Origin of the sequence: Psychromonas sp. psych-6C06 (genome assembly GCF_002835465.1) — a bacterium.
In the GTDB taxonomy this organism is placed as follows: Bacteria; Pseudomonadota; Gammaproteobacteria; order Enterobacterales; family Psychromonadaceae; genus Psychromonas.
Window position 1 is genome coordinate 492,283 of record NZ_PIZM01000006.1, and the last position, 21,559, is coordinate 513,841.

Annotated in this window: 17 protein-coding genes; 9 read left to right on the forward strand and 8 right to left on the reverse strand. The window is 38.9% G+C overall.

What is annotated here, in order from left to right; all coding sequences use genetic code 11:
• Positions 1 to 162: 162 nt before the first annotated feature.
• Positions 163 to 474 (reverse strand): helix-hairpin-helix domain-containing protein, encoded by a 312-nt coding sequence (locus tag CW745_RS10785; RefSeq protein ID WP_101108656.1) that lies wholly within the window; start codon positions 472 to 474, stop codon positions 163 to 165.
• Positions 475 to 1,305: 831 nt separating this feature from the next.
• Between CW745_RS10785 and CW745_RS16930 the strand changes: the two genes are divergently transcribed.
• The 3 genes from CW745_RS16930 (at position 1,306) to CW745_RS10800 (ending at position 4,717) form a co-directional block, all read left to right on the forward strand.
• Positions 1,306 to 1,701: a pilin gene (locus CW745_RS16930; RefSeq protein WP_101108658.1), complete on the forward strand. Its 396-nt coding sequence runs from the start codon at positions 1,306 to 1,308 to the stop codon at positions 1,699 to 1,701.
• Between the two features lie 11 nt (positions 1,702 to 1,712).
• Entirely contained in the window at positions 1,713 to 3,404 is a 1,692-nt protein-coding gene (gene pilB, locus CW745_RS10795) for a type IV-A pilus assembly ATPase PilB (RefSeq protein ID WP_101108660.1), read from the forward strand.
• An 80-nt stretch (positions 3,405 to 3,484) separates the two neighbouring features.
• On the forward strand, positions 3,485 to 4,717 hold the full coding sequence (locus CW745_RS10800) for a type II secretion system F family protein (protein ID WP_101108662.1): 1,233 nt from the start codon (positions 3,485 to 3,487) through the stop codon (positions 4,715 to 4,717).
• A gap of 118 nt (positions 4,718 to 4,835) precedes the next feature.
• Here the strand turns inward: CW745_RS10800 and CW745_RS10805 are convergent, their stop codons facing one another.
• Both CW745_RS10805 and CW745_RS10810 read right to left on the reverse strand, forming a co-directional pair.
• Entirely contained in the window at positions 4,836 to 5,051 is a 216-nt protein-coding gene (locus CW745_RS10805) for a SlyX family protein (RefSeq protein WP_101108663.1), read from the reverse strand.
• A gap of 11 nt (positions 5,052 to 5,062) precedes the next feature.
• Positions 5,063 to 6,058, reverse strand: a complete 996-nt coding sequence (locus CW745_RS10810; RefSeq protein WP_238596782.1) for a hypothetical protein — start codon at positions 6,056 to 6,058, stop codon at positions 5,063 to 5,065.
• Positions 6,059 to 6,181: 123 nt separating this feature from the next.
• Here CW745_RS10810 and fkpA point away from each other — a divergent pair, with 123 nt between their 5' ends.
• The 3 genes from fkpA to CW745_RS10825 all read left to right on the forward strand — a co-directional run bounded on the left by fkpA (position 6,182) and on the right by CW745_RS10825 (position 9,010).
• A complete protein-coding gene (fkpA, locus tag CW745_RS10815; protein ID WP_101108665.1) occupies positions 6,182 to 6,934 on the forward strand; it encodes an FKBP-type peptidyl-prolyl cis-trans isomerase in 753 nt (250 codons plus the stop codon).
• Positions 6,935 to 7,075: 141 nt separating this feature from the next.
• A complete protein-coding gene (locus tag CW745_RS10820) occupies positions 7,076 to 8,278 on the forward strand; it encodes an NAD(P)/FAD-dependent oxidoreductase (protein WP_101108667.1) in 1,203 nt (400 codons plus the stop codon).
• A gap of 33 nt (positions 8,279 to 8,311) precedes the next feature.
• Entirely contained in the window at positions 8,312 to 9,010 is a 699-nt protein-coding gene (locus tag CW745_RS10825) for a VC0807 family protein (protein ID WP_101108668.1), read from the forward strand.
• Positions 9,011 to 9,084: 74 nt separating this feature from the next.
• On the opposite strand, the gene CW745_RS10830 is transcribed toward CW745_RS10825, so the two are convergent.
• Positions 9,085 to 10,845 (reverse strand): bifunctional diguanylate cyclase/phosphodiesterase, encoded by a 1,761-nt coding sequence (locus CW745_RS10830; protein ID WP_101108669.1) that lies wholly within the window; start codon positions 10,843 to 10,845, stop codon positions 9,085 to 9,087.
• 200 nt (positions 10,846 to 11,045) lie between these two features.
• Positions 11,046 to 13,694, reverse strand: coding sequence for a bifunctional acetaldehyde-CoA/alcohol dehydrogenase (gene adhE / locus CW745_RS10835; RefSeq protein WP_101108671.1), 2,649 nt, complete (start codon positions 13,692 to 13,694; stop codon positions 11,046 to 11,048).
• 369 nt (positions 13,695 to 14,063) lie between these two features.
• Here adhE and CW745_RS10840 point away from each other — a divergent pair, with 369 nt between their 5' ends.
• Complete coding sequence (locus CW745_RS10840) at positions 14,064 to 15,170, forward strand: AI-2E family transporter (RefSeq protein WP_101108672.1); 1,107 nt, start codon at positions 14,064 to 14,066, stop codon at positions 15,168 to 15,170.
• Entirely contained in the window at positions 15,170 to 16,099 is a 930-nt protein-coding gene (locus tag CW745_RS10845; RefSeq protein ID WP_101108674.1) for a class I SAM-dependent methyltransferase, read from the forward strand. The genes CW745_RS10840 and CW745_RS10845 overlap by 1 nt, the downstream gene beginning before the upstream one ends.
• Before the next feature lie 146 nt (positions 16,100 to 16,245).
• Here CW745_RS10845 and pta read toward each other — a convergent pair whose 3' ends face one another.
• Together pta and CW745_RS10855 are read right to left on the reverse strand one after the other, a co-directional pair.
• A complete protein-coding gene (gene pta, locus CW745_RS10850; RefSeq protein WP_101108676.1) occupies positions 16,246 to 18,411 on the reverse strand; it encodes a phosphate acetyltransferase in 2,166 nt (721 codons plus the stop codon).
• A gap of 70 nt (positions 18,412 to 18,481) precedes the next feature.
• Entirely contained in the window at positions 18,482 to 19,681 is a 1,200-nt protein-coding gene (locus CW745_RS10855; RefSeq protein ID WP_101108678.1) for an acetate kinase, read from the reverse strand.
• Positions 19,682 to 19,932: 251 nt separating this feature from the next.
• Between CW745_RS10855 and yfbV the strand changes: the two genes are divergently transcribed.
• Complete coding sequence (gene yfbV, locus CW745_RS10860; protein ID WP_101108679.1) at positions 19,933 to 20,382, forward strand: terminus macrodomain insulation protein YfbV; 450 nt, start codon at positions 19,933 to 19,935, stop codon at positions 20,380 to 20,382.
• Between the two features lie 286 nt (positions 20,383 to 20,668).
• Here the strand turns inward: yfbV and rlmA are convergent, their stop codons facing one another.
• The gene (gene rlmA / locus CW745_RS10865) at positions 20,669 to 21,487 is read right to left on the reverse strand and encodes a 23S rRNA (guanine(745)-N(1))-methyltransferase (RefSeq protein WP_101108680.1); all 819 of its coding nucleotides are present in this window, start codon (positions 21,485 to 21,487) and stop codon (positions 20,669 to 20,671) included.
• Positions 21,488 to 21,559 lie beyond the last annotated feature (72 nt).

Consider the following 21,559-nt stretch of genomic DNA (forward strand, 5'->3'; position numbering starts at 1 on the left):
AAAGGAGAACAACTAACTCCTGCATCTCGCGACTTGGTCGTTTAAGTTTTACTGCGTAATATGAGGCCGCTTTCTAAATTCCATCGGCATTACTGGTAAAATAGTCCTAATAATCCTTAAAATTGGGACTATTTTATTTAATCTTTTATTTACACCAAAGTATCAAAGTGTAATAAATGGCGATATTTTTTGTAATGTGCTTTTACCAATTCCTTTAACCTTAACTAACTCTTCAATGCTGACAAAGTCACCATTCTCTTGGCGATAATTGATTATTGCTTGTGCTTTTTTCATGCCAATACCTTTGATTGCTGCCAGTTGTTTATCGGTCGCCAGGTTAACATTCACCTTCTCAATGCTCTGTGAGCTAATGTTTACCTCTTCAGTTTTATCGGCTGCTAATACTTGCATGCCTGTTGAAAGTAGAAATAACGAAGTAACAAACATTAATCTATAAGTTAATTTTCTTAACATGGTATCTCCTTTTTTATTGAGGTTTACACTTAAATTAGATGTTAATTTGATAAAGTCAAGTTGGTGGATAATAATTAATATGGGTTAGCCGATAAAAGTAATAACGAGCTACAAAAAAATATACTCTCAATCTGATAATTCCCTACTTAGTGCGCATATATCACCCTTATTTTGATAGGGAATAACTGATAGGAGTTGTGCGATATATGCTTTCTTGGCGTGGGGGATCACTGCTAATTAGCTTGTAAACTGGACGATGTATTTATTAATGCTTTGTTTGAGGGAAATAGAGTTCATTAAAGGTGCTTGTAATTCGTGGGGTGAGGCTGTTTTCAGTAATTAGTGACTTGATTATTAAAGTAATTTTTTACACTTCTTTTAAGGTGTAAAAAAAGAGATCAGTATCATGTTGTTACCATCGTTTCAATTAGCGTAGTTGTACGACACCCCTGATTGTGCGAAGATTTAACTACGCAAGGCGAATTGATTTATTGAAACCTTTAAAGTGTTAACTGTTACCTGTTTTTAAAAAGCAAACTCTCTTTTTTAGACTAAGCTTTATAGCGAACCTCATAATGAAGAGGCGGTACATGCATCCTTTATTAGTTTTTATAAACTGAAACCTTTCACACTTGAGTTAATTAAATTAGAAACCTAGCTTATTCAATGGGCAAGAAAGGGATTTATTGTTAGTAAATTAAACTGCTAATGCCCGTTTTTATTTTGGTTGGCTTTATACAACTGTTGACTGCTTCCTCCCTAATCAGGTCATGCTGGGGAACCAGAGAGAAGTTGCGATAGCTGTAAAATTTATATTAAGGAAAATTAAAAATGAAAAAAATACAAAGTGGTTTTACACTAATCGAACTATTAATCGTAATCGCGATTATCGGTATTTTGGCTGCGGTTGCGTTGCCTGCATACCAAGATTATGTTACAAAATCTGAAGTGGCTGGCGGACTAGCTGAGATTTCTGGTGCTAAAGCTGCATACACAATCGTTTCTAGCGAAGGTTCTGCTCCTACAGCTGCTGCTAGTATTGGATTAGCAACTTCAACTTCAATCTGTAGTTCATTTGATGTGAATGCATCAGGTATCAAGTGTAATTTTGCAAACGCAAATACTGATTTAAATGGGAAGTTTATTGCTCTTTCTTATGCGTCAGGAACATTCACTTGTAATACTGATGTTGCTGATAATGCATTAGTACCAAAAGCTTGTCGTTAATTTAGTTTATAATGGCGCCTAATAATATTAGTGGCCTTGCTTCAAGCTTGGCCACTCGTGGTTTACTTCCCCTCGACCAACTTCAGCAGATCACCACTAAAGCAGCTAACGAAAAAAAATCATTAGTCAGTTATCTGGTTGAAAATAATTTCATCTCTAGCCTTGAGCTTGCGCAATTTTGTGAAGCTGAATATGGTATTCCTCTATTAGATTCTGAAACCCTTGAACTGGATAATATTCCCGATAAGTTCATCAATGAGAAGTTAATAGAGAAGCATCATGCGTTGCCTGTTTATGTGCAGCAAAAAACCTTATACATAGCCATGTCTGACCCGACTAATGTCGGCGCACTGGAAGATTTTGGTTTTAGCTTTTCGATGCATACCGAAGCCTTATTGGTTGAGGAGGCTTTTTTAAAAGTTGCTATCGATAAGCTTCTCGAAAGCGATGAAGAGTCACTTGATGATATGGATATGGGAGATATCGATGATATTGAAGTCGATGAATCCGATTCCCGTTTAGATGAAGCGCAAGGGGTTGATGATGACGCCCCGATTGTTAAATATATCAATGGTGTCTTAATTGATGCGGTGCGTAAAGGTGCATCTGATTTACATTTCGAACCCTACGAGAAAAAGTATCGTATCCGTTTTCGTATTGATGGCATTTTAAAAGAGGTGGCAACGCCACCGGTTAATCTTGCTAATCGTTTCTCTGCACGTTTAAAAGTAATGTCAAAACTCGATATTGCAGAGCGCCGTTTACCACAAGATGGGCGAATTAAACTTAAAATATCTGCCAAACGTAATATTGACTTACGTGTCAGCACGTTGCCCACGATGTGGGGCGAGAAAATCGTAATGCGTATTCTGGACTCCTCTGCTGCGGCCCTAGATATTGATAAATTAGGTTATAGCGATGAACAGAAAGCCAAATATTTAGCTGCTCTCGATAAGCCACAGGGGATGATTTTAATCACTGGGCCAACTGGTAGTGGTAAAACCGTGTCACTTTATACCGGCTTAAACATTCTCAACACCGTCGAGCGAAATATTTCAACAGCCGAAGATCCGGTAGAGATTAACTTAACCGGCATTAATCAAGTGCAAATCAATACAAAAGCAGGATTAACTTTTGCTTCAGCGTTACGCTCGTTTCTACGTCAAGATCCCGATATTGTAATGGTTGGTGAGATTCGTGATTTAGAAACCGCTGAAATCGGTATTAAAGCAGCGCAAACAGGGCATTTAGTATTATCTACTCTTCATACTAACTCTGCGTCGGAAACATTAACGCGTCTGTTAAATATGGGGGTGCCTGCATTTAACATCGCTTCTTCTGTTTCATTAATCATTGCACAGCGCTTAGCGCGTCGATTATGTGAAGAGTGTAAAGTTGAAGATCATTATAATGATAATGAGCTTGCTACAATCGGATTTAATGTCAATGATATTGAAAAAGGGTTTACACTTTATAAACCAGTTGGTTGTGCAAAATGCAGTGATGGCTATAAAGGCCGTGTGGGTATTTATGAGGTAATGGTAATGACAGATAATATTGGTCACATCATCTTAAATGAAGGTAACGCCATGCAGATAGCCGATGTTGCTGAAGCAGAGGGTATGTATACCTTGCGTCAATCAGCTTTGCATCAAGCCATTGCAGGTATTACTAGCTTAAAAGAAGTTACTAGGGTTACTTAGCTAAAACATAGCGGGTGATTTCATTATAGTTAACAAAGTATATTTCACGGAAAGCCTCTAAGTCAGAAAAGGAACAGGTCATGGCTGCAAATAAAAACGTAAAAGCAACAGTCATCCATACGTTTAAATGGAGTGGGATTAATCGTAAGGGCGCTAAAGTTTCTGGTGAGCTACAGGGAGAGTCAGTTGCCGAGATAAAAGCCGAACTTCGTAAGCAAGGGGTAAATGTTACTAAAACCCAGAAAAAATCTAAGTCAATACTTTCATTTGGTGACAAAATAACACCAATGGATATCGCCGTCGTTTCACGCCAAATTGCAACCATGTTAAGTGCTGGTGTACCACTAGTACAAAGTTTACAGCTAATCGCTAAAAGTAACGAGAAAGCACCATTGCGTGAACTAATGAGCTCTATTGGTAATGAGGTTGCGTCTGGTACGCCCCTTTCGCAAACATTACGCGGCCATCCAAAATATTTTGATGATCTATATTGTGACTTAGTGGATGCGGGTGAGCAATCTGGAGCGCTTGAAACAATTTACGATCGTATCTCTATCTACAAAGAGAAATCTGAAGCGCTTAAATCTAAAATTAAAAAAGCGATGTTTTATCCTGCAGCCGTATTAGCCGTTGCTGGCGTGGTAACCATGTTGCTATTGTTATTTGTTATACCGCAGTTTAAAGATATTTTTGAAGGCTTTGGTGCAGAGCTACCTGCGTTTACATTGTTTGTGTTAGCGATTTCTGATGCAGTGCAAAATTATTGGTATATTATTCTTGGCATCGTTATTGTTGCTATATACACATTTAAAAAAGCACATCTTAAATCACAAAAAGTACGTGATAACACCGATAAATTTGTACTGAAAATACCAGTGATTAGCACTATTCTCGATAAAGCTGCTGTTGCTCGTTTTGCCCGTACTTTATCCACTACTTTTGCTGCTGGTATTCCGTTAGTTGATGCACTTATTTCAGCTGCTGGTGCTTCGGGTAACTATGTTTATCGTACTGCTATTAATAGTGTTCGTACCGAAGTGATGGGGGGGATGCAGATGAACGTGGCAATGAAAACAACCGGTGCTTTTCCAGATATGGTTTCACAAATGGTGATGATTGGTGAAGAGTCTGGTGATTTAGATGGTATGTTGAGTAAAGTTGCTGACATCTATGAGCAACAGGTTGATGATGCCGTTGATGCGTTAACTAGTTTGTTAGAGCCAATGATTATGGTTGTATTAGGTGTCGTAGTCGGTGGTTTGATCGTCGCAATGTACTTACCAATCTTCCAATTAGGTAGTGTAATTGGTTAGATAAAAGGCTTTTAAGGCTAGAAGGTAGCTGGATTAATGCTTTCTGCCTTCTCGCTTTCAGGCCTTTCTACCTTCAAGCTTTGCTGTTTTCAAGCCCTCTCGCTTTTTAGTTTGCTTTCTAATAATGCGGTGGACGCATGTCCACTTCTTCAACACCATCATTGTCAGGCTCTGACTCCTTTAATTTTGTGACTAAGTAAGCGACTTGCTCTGTTAATATTTGCAGGCGACGTTGTTGCTCAAAAATTTCATTATTAAGTGTCTCAATGTTGTCATCCTGAAAGGCTAATTTCATCTCTAACTGCTCAATACGGTTTTCTAATTCTATTGTCATCTTATACCTAATTAATTAATCTGCCAGACCTCAAGAAGCCCAGCGGAGCTTTCAGTAGCAATTTTATCGCTGTCCCATAATGTTGCAGAGTATACTACAGCTGTTTTAGGGCGTGTCGCTTTTCTTGGTGTAACTGTCCAGTTTTGTACACTTAAACCACTATCTACTTCCCATAAGCGAACTGTTTTAGTTCCATTTCCTGTGAGTAGATATTTTCCTTCATCGATAAAGCGCACTGAAGAAAATATAGATTGCCTTGCTTTGTAGATTAAGGTGCTATGTAGCTCGCCCGTTTCAATGTTCCAAATTTGCGATGCTTTTTGATTATCTGCAACAAAAGCGAATCGGCCTTGATCCTCTAGTTTAACCATTGAAATACGGTTCTTGAAATTAAATTCTTGAATAATTTGAGCTGTTTGGGTGTTCCATAAAAAAGCGCGATGGTCGTTTCCTCCAGATAATGCGTACAATCCATTAGCAGAAAGATCTACACTGTTTACCTTCTCGCTATGAATTGGCATCTCTAATCTACGACCTGTTTTTAAATCTATGTGAACTACTTTGCCATTTACTTGTCCATACAACACGTAACGTCCATTTGCTGATAAACGAATATCACGAATAGCAGAGTCACTGACTTGATAAAAGCCGACATTTTTACCGGTTTTTATATTCCAAATCGCAAATTCAGATCGGCTGGCAGAAAGAGCAAAGCTATTGTTAGCAGAGATCCTAACAATATATATATCATTACTTTCTGCGTTGTGATGTTGCCATTGATACAGTAATTTATTGTTACGGTTATCCCAGAAGCTTAACCCATGATGTATGGACGAAGTGATCGAGTAATCGCCATTTTGTGAAATTTCAGCTGCGAATGCACCCTCTACAGCATGTTCATATTGATGAAGGGGAGTATCAGATTGTGAACAAGCGGTTAGAAATATTAGGCTAGATAACAAAAAAAGCAATTTAAAAGGCAGTTTCAATAACATTTTTAATAACATTAGCTAATTAACTTTTGGTTAAAATAATCATTAAGGTTAGTATAAGGTCATCATTTTTGATAGTGGCTAACTCATTAAGTTGCTATCTATTAACAAGTTTTTATATAAAAATCTGGAGTAACAATGAAAAACGTATTTAAAGTTTCTTTATTAGCGGCTGCTGTTGTATTAACAGTAGGTTGTAACGAAAAGAAAGAAGAAGTCGCACCTGTTTCTTTTGAAAATAGCCAAGATAAAGCCGCTTATGCAATCGGAGCCTCATTTGCTAGTTACGTCAACACAACGCTTGAAAAACAAGCTGAGTTTGGCATGACACTAGACAAAGAAGTTATTCTTCGTGGGATTACTGATAAGTTACGTGATAAATCACAGATGACTGAAGAGCAAATGATTGAAACTCTTCAAGCATACGATGCGGAAGTAAAAGCTGCTGCTGAGAAGAAACAGCTTGAAGTTGCTGCTAAGGCAATCGAAGATGCGAAAGCATTCTTAGATGAGAATGCTAAAAAAGAAGGCGTAACAGTGACTGAATCAGGTCTTCAATACTCTGTTATTACTAAGGCTGATGGTCCAAAACCTAAAGCTGAAGACACTGTTTCTGTTCACTATGTAGGTACTTTAGTGGATGGTACTGAGTTTGATAGCTCTGTTAAACGTGGTCAACCGGCTAAATTCCCTCTTAATCGTGTTATTCCTGGCTGGACTGAAGGTGTACAATTAATGAGTGTTGGTGAAAAATACAAGTTCGTTATCCCTGCAGAATTAGCATATGGTGAGCAAGGTGCTGGTTCTATCCCTCCTGGTTCAACATTAATCTTTGAAGTTGAGTTGTTAGAAATTGAAGCTGTTGAAGCCGATGTTCCTGCTGCTGAATAATGGCTAATAGATATCGATGAGCGGTTTCCTCTCATTGTAAATAATCAAGAAGATCGCTTAGTGCGATCTTTTTTTTGGCCCTGTTTTTGTTCATTGTCGTTTTACTGTATCCTTAGCAGCTTATAAATTGAGGTATATATTATGTGGGATGTAATCATCATTGGTGCCGGTGCGTCTGGGTTAATGTGTGCGATTGAAGCGGGTAAACGAGGGCGTAAAGTATTATTGCTCGATCATGCAAAACGTGCAGGGCAAAAAATAATTATGAGTGGTGGTGGACGCTGTAACTTCACCAATCTTTATGTTGAACCTGCAAATTTTCTTTGTGATAACCCACATTTTGTAAAATCAGCATTGAGTCGCTATACCCAATGGGATTTTATTACATTGGTTGATAAGCATAACATTAGTTGGCATGAGCGTGATCATGGGCAACTTTTCTGTGATGATAGTGCCAAGCAAATTGTTACTATGTTACTTGATGAGGCGACTAGAGCCGGCGTTAAAATCCAATTACAATGTGAAATTTTTTCACAGCAACAGATTGCAGATAACCACTTTAGTGTACAAACAAAGCTTGGGCATTATGAAACGCAATCATTGGTCGTTGCAACAGGTGGTTTATCATTACCAAAAATGGGAGCGACACCATTGGCTTATAAAATTGCTGAGCATTACCAATTGCCAGTAAAAGCAACGCGAGCAGGCTTGGTGCCATTTACATTACATCAAGCTGATAAAGAGCGTTTTGCGGACCTTTCCGGAATTAGTTTTCCTGTGACTGCAAGTTGTGAAATTAAAGTAGGTAAAAAAGCCAAGCAGGTAAGTTTTAGTGAAGCGTTACTGTTTACACATCGTGGTTTAAGTGGTCCTGTTATCCTACAAATTTCAAATTATTGGCAACCAGGGGAGTCTATTTCCTTAGATCTCATGCCAAACTTAGATCTATTTTCTGAATTAATGTTAAATCAGAAAAAACGTCCCGAACTAGGGCTCAAAACATTGCTCAGCCAGCAATTACCTAAGCGTGTCGTTGAATGCCTGTTAGAGAGTGCAGAAATTACAAGCTCACCTCTTAAGCAATACAATGAAAAAAAATTACAGCAAGTTGCTACCTTATTTCATAACTGGAGTCCTGCAATTAATGGTACAGAAGGTTACCGGACCGCTGAAGTGACACTTGGCGGTATTGATACTGATTTTATCTCATCACAAACGATGCAATGTAAATCGGTAGCTGGCTTGTATTTTATTGGTGAAGCGTTAGATGTCACCGGCTGGCTTGGTGGTTTCAATTTCGCTTGGGCTTGGTCGAGTGGCTGGGCTGCGGGTCAAGTTGCTTAAATCAATGTAACTTAATACTTTAAAGAGAATAAAATGAATAGTAAAACAACACATAAACCGCGTCCGATGATTGATTTGCTGGTAAGCATCGTTATCCCTTCACTTATTTTGATGAAATTAAGTGGGGATGAACACCTAGGAGCTGCTGGAGGACTTGTTGCTGCGCTTTCATTTCCACTTGCATGGGGATTATTTGAGCTAATAAAGTATAGAAAATTTAACTTCATTGCGCTGTTGGGCTTAGTGAGCGTGTTACTCACTGGTGGCATCGGTTTATTTGAGCTTGATACGAAATGGCTAGCTATTAAAGAGGCCGCTATTCCTGCGATTATTGGTATTGCAGTGCTTGTTTCTACATTTACCCCTTACCCTCTTGTAAAGGCACTGTTATTTAATCCAGAAGTAATGGATATAGAAAAAATAAATCAAAAGTTACGTGAGCATAATGCAACACAGGCTTTTGAAGCTCGTTTGCTCAAAGCCACCTATTTAGTCGCCTGCTCTTTTGCATTTTCAGCGACGATGAATTATATACTCGCTAAATGGTTAGTCACAAGCCCTGCGGGAACAGCAGAGTTTAACGAACAACTCGGGGAGCTTACACTTTATAGTTACCCTATGATAGCGTTGCCTTCCATGGTAATGATGCTGGGTGTTTTTTATTACTTATGGTGTACCATCCGCGATTTAACCGGGCTAAAATTAGAAGAGGTTATGGCCAGCAAAAAATAGAGGTGTATAAAAGTGCTAAAAGAAAGCTTCAGTTTGTTCAACAAGCAGTAATAAACACTACCGTAAGCTTTAAATTAAAGCTGTTTATCTAGTAGGCTTTCTAGCTCCTCAGCTGTTACTGGCTTAGAAAAAAGGTAGCCTTGGTAGTAATCACAATGTTCACTTTTAAGTAGCTGCCTCTGGCTCTCGTATTCAATGCCTTCAGCTACTATTTTCATTCCTAAGTTTTTACCCAATTGAATAATGGTTCGAACGACCATATGGTCGTCTTCATTGTCTACACAGTTATCAATAAAGGACTTATCTATCTTAAGCACGTCCAACGGTAATCGAGCGACTTGGCTTAAGGAGGAGTACCCGGTTCCAAAGTCATCTAATGCTAGGCTCACCCCTAAGTTTTTTAATTGACTCAAGATGTTAATATTATTGTCTTGATTATCCATTAACCAACTTTCTGTTTGTTCTATCTCTAGCCATTTGGGTTGGCACTCGGTTTTCTCTAAAATAGCTTTAACTGTTTGCTTAAAGTTATTGGCTGTTAATTGAATGGAAGAAACATTGACTGCGACATTGCAGAGCGAGTATCTTTTTTGCCAGTTCGTTATTTGTTGGCAAACTTCTTCGATCACCCAATAGCCAATTGGAATTATTTCACCACTTTTTTCTGCAATAGGAATGAACTCTAGAGGGCTGATCACCCCATATTGAGGGTGCTCCCATCGTAATAGTGCTTCTGCAGAAGTGATGCTGTTATTTTCAATTTTCATTTTGGGTTGATAGAGAAGTTGTAACTGTTTTTTCTCTAGTGCGCGTTTAAGATCTCGTTCTAATTGGTTACGTCGTGCAATTGTTTCAATAAAACTTTTATCGAAATAAGTTGAGACACCATTACCCATTGATTTCGATTGGTACATGGCTAAGTCAGCGTAATTACAGAGGGTTTCAATGTTGTTATTATCATCAGGAAATGTTGCGATACCAACACAAGCAGAGAGGAAGCACTTTTTATTGTTAAGTATAAAAGGTGGTTTCATCTGATCGTTAATTGTATTAGTTAAAAGATCAACTTTTGGCCCTAATAAATCTTGTTCGTTAGTTATCAAATAAGCAAACTCATCCCCCCATAATCGATACACCTTATCTATTTTTTGCAGACGCTCTGAAACCTGACAAAGCACTTCATCTCCAGCTAAATGACCGAGTTGATCATTAATGTTTTTGAATCCATCAAGATCTAGAATAATGAGCGCAAAAGGGGACTTTTTCTTCTGTAATTGGCGCATCTTTTTATTGATACTTTTTCTATTGGATAGGCGAGTTAACTCGTCGATATAACTTTCTTGACGAAATAGTCGCATCTTTTGCAATGAATGTTGTTGAAAATAGGTCATGATGGTCGCAAATGTTGCAATCACGACTAGTTCCAGTCCATCCTCAATAACATCGCTGAGAGAATTAGTTTCAATACTTGGGTAATAGGCACTCAGCAATAGAAAGGAGATAAGAATTGGCCACATACTACCGGGTAATATGAGCAGATATAGGAAAGGGATAAAGATATACATCTCCTCAATCTCCTCAATATCGCTAACAAAAATAAAACCTGAGGCGAGTAACAATAAGAAAGATACTAAGCAAGCGTAATATTTATAGTTATTCGGAAGTTTGAGTTGCTTTGAGAAATAGGCTGTTGCTAATAATGTTGCAGCCACGCCATAAAGCGTCAGCGCTGATGGAGTATGATGCAGGCTAATATAAGTGTAAAAAACCACTGTAAATAAAAATAAAAAAATTGCAGGTAAAATAATGCGTTGAGTGATTTTTCTTACATCCACAAAGATTCCTAATGATGATCTTATCTAGTCAATAGGGTAGTAGATAAAAATCGCTTATGCCTTAGTGTGGTCAAAAATTGTGTGATTTATTAGACTTTGATTCATCAATAGATGCAAACATAGAATATTTTTACCAGTGATAATAAAAAAAAGCCCACAATGAAGTGGGCTTTTAGTTAGTAAGGATTATTTAGTGAAGATTATTTAGCTTTTTTAGCTTTTTTTTCTTCTTTAACTTCTGGTGCATCCATAACGTCAACGTAATCTTTACCGTAGTAAGAAGCGATTAATACTTCTTTTAATTCAGCGATTAATGGGTAACGTGGGTTTGCACCAGTACACTGGTCATCAAACGCATCTTCAGCAAGAGAATCAACTTTCGCCATGAACTCAGCTTCGTTAACACCTGCAGCTTGGATAGATAGTGGAATATCGATTGCCACTTTTAGTTCGTCTAACCAAGTTAGTAGGTTGTTTAATTTCTCTTCTGTATTCTTACCACCAAGACCTAAGTGATCTGCAACTTCAGCGTAACGAGCACGTGCTTTTGGACGGTCGTACTGTGAGAATGCAGTTTGTTTAGTTGGTGTATTTGTTGCGTTGTAACGAATTGTATTCGTTAATAACAATGCATTTGCTAAACCATGTGGAATATGGAATTCAGCACCTAGTTTGTGCGCCATTGAGTGACAAACACCTAGGAATGCATTCGCAAATGACATACCAGCGATAGTTGCTGCGTTATGTACTTTCTCACGTGCTTTAGCATCGTTTTTACCGTTAGCGTAAGAGCTTGGTAAGTACTCTTTAAGCATTTTAAGCGCTTGTAGAGCGTGACCGTCAGAGTATTCGTTAGCAAGTACAGAAACATAAGCTTCCATTGCGTGAGTTACAGCATCGTAACCACCGAATGCACATAGAGACTTAGGCATATCCATTACTAGGTTAGCATCGATAACAGCCATGTTTGGCGTTAATTCGTAATCAGCTAATGGGTATTTTTGGCCTGTCGCATCATCTGTAACAACAGCGAACGGTGTAACTTCTGAACCAGTACCTGAAGTCGTTGTAATCGCAACCATTTCTGCTTTAGTACCCATTTTAGGGAACTTGTAGATACGCTTACGGATATCCATGAAACGCATTGATAAATCTTCGAAATCAGTTTCTGGGTGCTCGTACATAACCCACATGATTTTTGCTGCATCCATTGGTGAACCACCACCAACAGCTAGAATAACGTCTGGCTGGTAGCTATGACATGCTGCAGCACCGGCTTTAACAACAGATAATGTTGGATCAGCTTCTACTTCGTGGAATACTTCAACTTCCATGCCTTTCTCTTTTAAGATTGCACGTAGGTCATCAATATAACCATTGTTGAATAGGAAACGGTCTGTCACGATTAGTGCACGTTTTTTGCCATCTAAATCGTCCATTGCGATTGGTAAACAGCCACGACGGAAGTAGATTGATTTAGGTAGTTTATGCCACAACATATTTTCAGCTCGCTTCGCTACAATTTTCTTGTTAATAAGGTGTTTAGGACCTACGTTTTCAGAGATAGCATTACCACCCCATGAACCACAACCTAGCGTTAAAGAAGGCGCTAGCTCGAAGTTGTAAAGGTCACCAATACCACCGTGAGAAGAAGGTGTGTTACACAGAATACGTGCCGTCTTCATTTTATCACCGAAGTATGCGATACGATCAGCGTTTGCATCTTGGTCTGTGTAAAGTACTGAAGTATGACCAACACCACCTATGTCTAACACAATACCTGCTTGACGTACTGCATCTTTAAAGTCTTTCGCTTTAAATAGGCCTAAAGTAGGAGATAGTTTCTCATGTGCAAATTCATCATCGTAAGAAGCTTCTAGGCCCTCACCGATTAAGATTTTAGTTGATGTAGGTACTTTTACGCCTGCTAATTCAGCGATTTTGTATGCTGGTTGACCAACGATTTTAGCGTTAAGTGCGCCATCGATAAGCAGTACTTTACGTACTTTATCTGCATCTACTTTGCTAAGTACCGCTGCGCCGTATTTAGCGAAACGTGCTTTCACTTCATCGTATACAGATTCAACTACGATTGCTGCTTGCTCAGAAGCACAGATAACACCGTTATCGAAAGTTTTAGACATTAAAATTGATGATACAGCACGTTTGATGTCAGCTGTTTCATCGATAACAACAGGTGTATTACCAGCACCAACACCGATAGCTGGTTTACCTGATGAGTAAGCCGCTTTAACCATGCCTGGACCACCAGTTGCAAGGATAAGGTTGATATCGTCATGTTTCATTAATGTGTTAGAAAGCTCAACTGATGGTACGTCGATCCAACCGATAATGTCTTTTGGAGCACCCGCTTTGATTGCTGCGTCTAATACTAATTTTGCCGCGTAGTTGGTTGCATTTTTAGCACGTGGATGTGGCGAGAAGATACAGCCATTACGTGTTTTAAGACAGATTAATGCTTTAAAGATTGCTGTAGAAGTTGGGTTTGTAGTTGGAACGATTGCACAAACGATACCTACTGGCTCAGCGATAGTAATAGTACCGCCTTCATCGTTCTTATCGATAACACCACAGGTTTTTTCGTCTTTATATTTGTTGTAGATAAATTCAGAAGCAAAGTGGTTTTTGATTACTTTGTCTTCCATGATGCCCATGCCAGACTCAGTTGCTGCCATTTTAGCTAATTCGATACGAGCAGTTGAAGCTGCTAGAGATGCAGCGCGGAAGATTTTATCAACCTGCTCTTGTGAGTAACCAGCAAACTCTTTTTGAGCAGCTTTAACTCGTGCAACCATTGCATTTAATTCAGCAACATTACTTACTGTCATATGTTTCTCCATATATAATAAAAGTTCAAAAATTTAAAAATGTTTTAGTAAAAAGGCGTCTTATTTGTAAAACCTATCTTAATAAATAACTTTCAACTTGATTATAGAAATTTACATTTTTGAGGTATTGATCAAGATCATAATGTAAGTTAATTACTAGAAATGGTGATCTAAGTGCTCTTTTTACTTGGTCATTGTCTTTATTTTGATGTTCGGTTGAAGTTTTATAACATACTTTTATTGCTATATCTGTTTATTCAGTTTCTTAATGATATATTTGTGTAATGAGTAATTTACACAATGTTAATGATGCTGATTAAACGTTGCTTTTTTAACAGAAACTTCTTTTTTTAATTAATTGGAATCTACATGTCAAACATATCCACTTCTGCTCGTGCTGCTTTTTATTGCGCTGCTATTGTCATCGCTTTAGCGGGCATTAAGGCTGCAGCTTCTATTATTGTTCCTTTTTTATTGTCGTTATTTGTTGCAATTATTTGCAATCCAGCAATTAATTTTTTAGCAAATAAAAAGGTGCCTCGCGGGATCGCCATTAGTTTAGTAATTATTTTTATATTTGCTCTATTTATTATACTCGGTGGAGTGATAGGTAGCTCGGTTAATGGCTTTCGAGATGCCTTACCTAGTTACGAAGTACAGTTATCAAACGAATTAGATTGGGTGGTTAACTGGATGGCTAGCCATAGCGTATCAATATCGATGAGTGAGGTGCGTGGTTATTTTGACCCAAGTAAAGTCATGGGGTTGGTAACTAGCACACTTAGCGGATTTAGTAGTGTTTTAGGTAACGTGTTTTTATTATTATTAACCGTTGTCTTTATGCTATCAGAGGGGCAGGGCTTTGCTAAAAAGTTACACGTTGCTTTTGATGAGTCAGCATCCGCAGAGAAAAACCTCGATCATTTTTTAACGATGGTCAATCGTTACATGGCGATTAAAACCATGATCAGTTTAGCAACTGGCGTCATTATCGGTTTTGTGTTGTGGGTGATGGGAGTTGACTTCTTTATTCTTTGGGCGCTACTGGCCTTTTTACTTAACTATATTCCTAATATCGGTTCTATTATTGCAGCTGTCCCTGCGGTTATTCTTACCTTTTTACAGCTTGGGTTAATTCCTGCTACTTTTGTGATCGGCTTGTTTGTTTCAGTAAACATGATCATGGGTAGTGTTATTGAGCCTAAGTTTATGGGCAGAAGCCTAGGTTTATCCACTTTAGTGGTGTTTTTATCGTTAATATTCTGGGGGTGGCTATTAGGTATGGTAGGCATGTTATTATCTGTTCCGTTAACGATGATATTTAAGATCGCATTAGAGAATAGTAGTGGTGGGCGTTGGTTTGCAATTTTATTAAGCTCTGATGAAGAAGTGGATGCGCTGGCGCTTGGTGATGAGAGCGCGGATCCTTTTGCTCCTATTAAAGAAAGTATTGATGAGAAAATTGAAGAAGAATAATGAGCTTAATTGAAAAGATTAATTGGAGTGATGTTCAGGCATTACCTGAAAAAGAGCTACAACGTTTATACCATGGCCGAGGTTTTCATTCGCTTGAAACCAGCCATATTAACATTGATTGGTTATCACCAGTGATCTTGATCATTCTCTATAAAGAAGAGACTGATGACTGGGTTTTAACATTAAGTAATGCGTTACTAGTGAAGATGCAGGAGATAGGCTTTGATGTTCTCAGTGTTCAGGTACAGTTCCGTTGCCGTGATTTTGCGCCCACAGAAGTTGTTTGGGGCGAAAAGTGTACCGATTTTACCTCTGTTGAAAATGGCCTGAACTATAAAATAAACCTTGGAACAAACCAGAATTACGGTATCTTTTTAGATATGAAAAATGGGCGAAGTTGGTTACGTGCGAACGCCTCTGAAAAATCAGTGTTAAATCTTTTCTCTTATACCTGTGCTTTTTCAACGGCAGCCATCGCAGGTGGTGCTTCGAGTGTGGTGAACCTTGATATGAGTAAGGCTGCTTTAGCGGTCGGACGAGATAACCATCGTTTGAATGAGCATGACTTAAGTAAGATAAAATACTTAGGCCATGATCTGTTTAAGTCATGGGGTAAAGTAAAGCGTTTAGGACCCTATGATATTGTGATTGCAGATCCTCCCTCTTTGCAAAAAGGCAGTGTTAATATCAAGCGTGATTACCCTAAAATCATTCGCCGTTTACCGGAACTACTGAACCCAGGTGGGCAAGCGTTACTTTGCTTGAACTCCCCCGATTTAGACTTTGCATTTATAGAAGATGTAATAAAAGTAGAGTGTCCAGAGGCAAAGATATTGCAAAAGATTAACCCAGAAGATCACTTTATTAATATTAATCCAGATCGTGGTTTGAAATGTCTTCTCGTAGAGCTAGAAGGGCAGGAAAGCTAGAAGGCCAAAGAAAAAGATGCTGGAATGCTAGAGCAGCTTCAAACCTTCCAGCATAAAAAAGGCCCCGTTTTGATTAAATCAAATCGGGGCCTTTTAACATATGCACAGACTAGAAAGCTACGAACTTTTCTGCCTTATAGCAGGTTTTATCCTTGCGCTGCGCGCTCTTTTTCAGCTGCTTGTGTTGCTTGAATTGCTGTTAACGCGATTGTATAAACGATATCGTCAACTAATGCACCACGAGATAAATCATTCACTGGCTTACGCATGCCTTGAAGCATTGGACCGATACTGATTAAGTCGGCACTACGCTGTACAGCTTTGTAAGTTGTGTTACCTGTATTTAGATCTGGGAAGATAAATACCGTTGCTTTACCTGCAACTTTAGAGTTTGGCGCTTTACTCTTAGCAACGTTTTCCATCACAGCTGCATCGTACTGTAGCGGACCATCGATAAGAAGATCTGGACGACGTTCCTGTGCAATTTTAGTTGCTTCACGTACTTTTTCTACGTCAGAGCCTGCACCTGAATTACCTGTCGAGTAACTGATCATAGCCACTTTAGGGTCAATACCAAATGCGATAGCTGAATCTGCCGATTGAATTGCGATATCTGCAAGTTGCTCAGCCGTTGGATCAGGATTGATTGCACAGTCACCGTACACTAATACTTGATCAGGCAATAGCATGAAGAAGATAGAAGATACTAAACTTGCGCCTGGAGCTGTTTTAACTAACTGTAGTGGCGGACGAATCGTGTTTGCTGTTGTATGCACTGCACCCGAAACAAGGCCTGCTACTTCATTCTCAGCTAACATCATTGTACCTAGTACAACCGTGTCTTGTAATTGCTCACGCGCGACAACTTCAGTTAGACCTTTCGCTTTACGCAACTCAACCATCGGTGCAACATAGTTTTCTAACACATCATTTGGATTGATGATTTCAACATCATCAGTCAATACGATACCTTGCTGTGTAGCAATACGGTGGATCTCTTCTGGGTTACCCAATAGTACAGGTTTCGCAATTCCACGCTGAGCACAAATTAGCGCAGCTTGAATCGTACGAGGCTCTTCACCTTCAGGCAATACGATGCGTTGATTTGCTTTACGCGCAAGCTCTGTTAAGTGGTAGCGGAATGCAGGTGGTGACAAACGACGTGTTAGTGAAGAATCTTCAGTTAACGTATTTAACCAATGCTTGTCGATGTGCCCTGCAATGTACTCTTGTACTTTTTCGATACGCTCAACATCATCAACAGGTATCTCCATGTTGAAGTTTTGTAAGCGTTGGGCTGTTTGCCATGTGTTGCTCTTAATTAATAGAATAGGTAAGCCCGATTCCATTGCACGGCTACATAGCTTCATGACTTCTTCTTCAGGCGGATAGTCACCCGTTAATAGTAAGCAACCAATCTGCATACCATTCATTACTGCTAGACACGCGGCAATGATAACATCACTACGGTCACCAGATGTCACTAACATTGAGCCAGCTTTAAAGTGCTGCACCATGTTAGGGATAGTTCGAGCACAAAAGGTCACGCTGTGTAAACGACGGTTTTCAAGATCACCTTTGTTTAACACTTGCGCTTCTAAGTGTGTTGCAAGATCTTTAACACGTGGAGCGATAAGTTCTGCGCTCCATGGGATACAGCCAAGGATTGGCAGTGGACTCTTGCTAAACATTTGTAACACTTCGAGGTTAGTTTGCGTTCCTGTCAGAGGAATGTCGAACATCTCGCTCATGTCTGGGCTGTTTTTATCCGTTTCATCAATGGGGGCTCCCACTTTATTGATAATACAGCCAACAATATTTTTATTCTTCTTACCACCAAAGGTAGAAACTGCAATTTCCATGCGCTCTTTCAGTTGCTGTGAAGAGTCATTGCTTGGATGCGTTACAAATACCATTTCAGCACCCAGTGCTTTAGCAATGCTGTAGTTGATTTCGTTAGCAAATTGGTGCTTGTCAGTTGGTACTAAACCTTCAACAATGATCACATCGCTGTCTCTGGCAATTTTTTGGAAACGCTCGACAATATTTTCCAATAACTCCGACTTATTACCTGATGAAATTAGGTTTTCAGCATACTTCATTGCAAATGGCTCAGGTGGATTAATGCTAGAGCCATTTCGTAGCGTTGCAGTTGAGCGCTCTGGGCCTGTATCACCTTGACGAGGTTGGGCAATTGGCTTGAAGAAGTTAACTGCTACACCTTGACGCTCCATTGCGCGAACCATACCAAGACTTACAGAAGTAACACCAACGCCAGAGCCGATGGGAATGAGCATAATTGTGCGGGACATAACTATTCCTTTTTTATTAAGGATGAAAAATAGTAATGAGGGGAGTTCCCCCTCGAAAAATAATTATAGATTAAGCTGAAACAAGTGCCGCTGAATCTTGTGCAATTACCCACTCTTCATTGGTTGGAATAACCATTGCGATCGGAGAGTTTTCTATGGTGATAACACCTTGTTTACCAAGAATTGTCGTTTCATTTTTATCGGTATCGACTTGGTAACCAAAGATAGTTAATAAATTAAGTACTTTTTCGCGAACAAGTGATGCGTTTTCACCGATACCACCAGTGAAGACAAGTGCATCAATACGACCCAGTGGCACAGCATATCCTGCGATGTATTTTGCCAGACGGTAGCAGAAGATGTCACGTGCTAAAATAGCTTGTTCGTTGCCTTTTTCACATGCGCTTTGAATATCACGGAAATCACTTGATATGCCTGAAATACCCAACAAGCCACTCTGTTTTTGTAACATGTCCATTACACCAGAGATGCTATAACCCTCACGGGTTACTAGGTGCTCAATAATACTTGGATCGATATCACCACAGCGAGTTCCCATCACCAGCCCTGCAAGTGGTGTCATACCCATACTAGTATCAATACATTGACCATCTTTTATCGCGCATACTGACCCACCATTTCCTAAATGTGCGGTAATAACATTGGTTTCAGTAAGAGGTTTATCGAGTAGTTTAGCCGCTTCACGGCTCACGAATAAGTGGCTTGTACCATGCATACCGTAACGGCGAATGCCTTTCTCTTTATATAGGTGGTATGGAAGTGAATATAAGAAAGAGGTAGCAGGCATTGATTGATGAAATGCTGTATCAAAAACGGCAACTTGATGAAGCTCAGGAAATGCAATACGTGCAGCCTGAATCCCCATAATGGCTGCTGGATTATGTAATGGCGCTAATGAAGCGCATTCTTTAATACCTTTACATACCTCTGGGGTGATAATGACTGATTTAGTAAACTGTTCACCGCCGTGAACAACACGGTGCCCAACGGCAACAAATTGCTCAGCTAATCCAGGTTCTTTTTTTATAATATCTTCTACAATAAAACTAATAGCAGCTGCGTGTGCACTATTAGCTGGTAGATGTGTTGATTCTTTAGCACCTGAAATATTCCATTTTATGCGTGCGTCTGGCAGGTTGAAACATTCAGCAAGACCGCTGATTATTTCATCACCATTGTTAGCGTTAATAACAGCAAATTTAAGGGATGAACTACCACAGTTAAGGACAAGAACTAATTTATTGCTCATGAAATATTCCAGTAATTTAATTAAAAAATATAAGGTAATTAGCAACATAATCGCTAGTAATACCTTTCATATAAAGTAGTGATCATGTAGGTAACACTGTCTTTCATGATCATATTAAGTTTACGCTTCTGTAATAAAATTACAAAGTGCATTTAAGCTAAAGTTATTTAAAATCAATTTTTTTATTAACTATTTATGCTTTCTCTAGTTATGTTAACCTGTGCTCTAATGAATGGGTCTAGGAGGTTATTTTGAATGTATTTTTCGATGTAGTAAGGCGAGGAGATTTTTACTTAAAAAGTTGGCCAACACAGAAAACATTGAATTGTTTATTCATTGACAGTAAGGTGGCTTTTTACACGCGCCTTTCAATTAAAGTAGTTCCTTTATTTGTCATATTAATCATGAGCTTAAATTTATTTTTTCCTGCTTTATTAAGTTGGCCATCAACCGTTACTGTCGCTCTTTTTTTGATGGGGTTACCGGTGCAAGGGTTATATTGGTTAGGTAAACGTGCTAACTCGTTTCTCCCTAGTCAGTTACTTCCTTGGTATATGGAAATAGAAAAAACACTAAATAATCACGTAAATCAAGGCGGTGTAATGGCTAAAAGACCGCGTTATTTAGATTTAGCATTGTTACTTAAAATCGCATTTAAGCGAGGCGGTGATAATTTCTTACAGAATAATGAGCTTATTTAGAAATAAAAGAACATTTTTAAGTTTTTTGTTTGATATTCGCGCTGTTTGTGTAATTTTATTACATATTTCTGTTGCTGTTGTTTCATATTGTTGTGTGTTTTCAACCTCAACCATTCAGAATTAACTTGCCTTTAATTGAGCTTCGGAAAGGTAAGAGATCCTAGCTTGTTAGCTCAGACCTTCTGTTATGCTATTAATGGAGAAGAAGTTACGAAGTGGGCCTTCAAAGAATTATTTGAATACCTTTCTAAGATGCTAAGTGTACTTTATTGGTTGCTTAATTGAGTTAGTCTTTCTGATAAATTTCAATATTAAAATCACATTCAATCTGCCATGTTTTTTCTGCTAATAACGACAACATTTTCTGCTCGTTAAACTTCCAAGCAAAGGGCGTCATCTGGATAAGATCTTTTAATATCTGTTCATTATTAATGCGCATTGGGTAGTTAAGGTTTATCTGTTCTATTTTAGTAAAGCCTTGAGGCGCATCATTCTCGCTTCCATGCTCATTAACTTGATCGTAAATCTTTTCACGTAGCTCTAATAGATGCCGTGGCGCTGGCGTGACGGTAATGAGGAAGCCACTAGGTTTGATTAAGCGCTGTAATTCGCTATCAAGAGAGGGAGCATAAATACGGATAAGTGCATCAATGCTTTTGTCTGTCATGGGGACGTCATAGGCACTAGCTACACAGAAGTTAATTTTTTTATAACGTTTGGCAGCATAACGTATTGCGACTTTAGAGATATCTAAAGCGGTTATTGTTGCGCTATCGGAAAGAACTTGTTCTATATGGCTGGTGTAGTAACCCTCTCCACAGCCAAGATCAAGCAGTGTTGGAGCATTGGTTTTAGCTAGATATTGGCTTATTAAAGCGGATAACTTTTCAGCTAAAGGGAGATAACCACCGCTGTCTAAAAAGGCGCGACGAGCCATCATCATCTCTTTATTATCGCCGGGATTTTTTGAATTTTTAGCATTAACCGGTAAGAGGTTTAAATAGCCTTCTTTGGCGATATCAAAGTGATGATTATTTTCACAAATTTGGGTGTTGTGTTTTTGTGTAAAGTGGCTTCGACAAAGTGGACAGATAAATGGGCTCATGATGGTCTTATCGTTTAGATTTAATGATAGAACGCTACAGACTCGAAAACTGTAGCGTGATTTGCATTGAAA

Excerpts from the sequence above, each read along its gene's own strand:
- CW745_RS10845 (WP_101108674.1), top strand. The coding sequence starts at position 15,170 with ATGAGCTTAATTGAAAAGATTAATTGGAGTGATGTTCAGGCATTACCT.
- pilB (WP_101108660.1), top strand. The coding sequence starts at position 1,713 with ATGGCGCCTAATAATATTAGTGGCCTTGCTTCAAGCTTGGCCACTCGT.
- CW745_RS10840 (WP_101108672.1), top strand. The coding sequence starts at position 14,064 with ATGTCAAACATATCCACTTCTGCTCGTGCTGCTTTTTATTGCGCTGCT.
- CW745_RS10820 (WP_101108667.1), top strand. The coding sequence starts at position 7,076 with ATGTGGGATGTAATCATCATTGGTGCCGGTGCGTCTGGGTTAATGTGT.
- CW745_RS10805 (WP_101108663.1), bottom strand. The coding sequence starts at position 5,051 with ATGACAATAGAATTAGAAAACCGTATTGAGCAGTTAGAGATGAAATTA.
- CW745_RS10800 (WP_101108662.1), top strand. The coding sequence starts at position 3,485 with ATGGCTGCAAATAAAAACGTAAAAGCAACAGTCATCCATACGTTTAAA.
- CW745_RS10810 (WP_238596782.1), bottom strand. The coding sequence starts at position 6,058 with ATGTTATTAAAAATGTTATTGAAACTGCCTTTTAAATTGCTTTTTTTG.
- rlmA (WP_101108680.1), bottom strand. The coding sequence starts at position 21,487 with ATGAGCCCATTTATCTGTCCACTTTGTCGAAGCCACTTTACACAAAAA.
- CW745_RS16930 (WP_101108658.1), top strand. The coding sequence starts at position 1,306 with ATGAAAAAAATACAAAGTGGTTTTACACTAATCGAACTATTAATCGTA.
- CW745_RS10785 (WP_101108656.1), bottom strand. The coding sequence starts at position 474 with ATGTTAAGAAAATTAACTTATAGATTAATGTTTGTTACTTCGTTATTT.
- adhE (WP_101108671.1), bottom strand. The coding sequence starts at position 13,694 with ATGACAGTAAGTAATGTTGCTGAATTAAATGCAATGGTTGCACGAGTT.
- CW745_RS10825 (WP_101108668.1), top strand. The coding sequence starts at position 8,312 with ATGAATAGTAAAACAACACATAAACCGCGTCCGATGATTGATTTGCTG.
- CW745_RS10855 (WP_101108678.1), bottom strand. The coding sequence starts at position 19,681 with ATGAGCAATAAATTAGTTCTTGTCCTTAACTGTGGTAGTTCATCCCTT.
- pta (WP_101108676.1), bottom strand. The coding sequence starts at position 18,411 with ATGTCCCGCACAATTATGCTCATTCCCATCGGCTCTGGCGTTGGTGTT.
- fkpA (WP_101108665.1), top strand. The coding sequence starts at position 6,182 with ATGAAAAACGTATTTAAAGTTTCTTTATTAGCGGCTGCTGTTGTATTA.